Annotated in this window: 1 protein-coding gene; it reads right to left on the bottom strand. The window is 70.9% G+C overall.

What is annotated here, in order from left to right:
- Positions 1–588: hypothetical protein (locus L6Q67_RS24125; RefSeq protein WP_296576235.1), on the bottom strand; the 588-nt coding region annotated here is incomplete at both ends.

Genomic DNA, 588 nt, shown 5'->3' with positions numbered 1-588 from the left:
CGCGGACGGAGGCGAGGATGTCGGTGCTGCCCGGCGAGCGGAAGAAGCTGTCGAGGCTCTGCTCGACTTCGGCCAGGCTGGTCTGGATCTCGTGGACCAGCTGGCGGTTGACCTGGCGGCTCTGGGCGTCGGGCTCGGAGATCGCCATCGGGGCGAGCTTTTCGCCGCGCTGGTGGGCGCGCAGGCGCTCGAGGATGGCGTCGATCTGCACGTCTTCCCGGTTGTCGGCGCGGGCGTGGGCGTCGAGGCGGGTGTCGAGCACCAGCATTGTGGTGGCGACGTCCATTGAAAGGGCGTCGGTGAGGCGGAGCGGATCCTGGCGCAGCCAGCGGGCCAGGTCGCCGAGGGCTGCGGCGAGATCGGCGACTTCGGGCTGGCCCAGGATGTGGGCCTGGTCGATGACCGGGGCGATGGTGTCCTGGAAGCGCGGCAGGCCGATGGCGCCGCCCTTGGAGAACTGGTCCCAGGCTTCCCGGGCGTCGGAGAGTTCGTCGCGCAGCTTGCGCAGGATCGGGGCGAGGGGCGTGTCGCGGATCGGCCGGTCGGCGTCGGCCGCGTTGCGGAACCACTTGAGCAGACCCCGTTCGA

The sequence above is a fragment of the Zoogloea sp. genome, assembly GCF_023150065.1.
GTDB lineage: Bacteria > Pseudomonadota > Gammaproteobacteria > Burkholderiales > Rhodocyclaceae > Zoogloea.
This window is presented reverse-complemented; position numbering and strand designations above follow the sequence as displayed.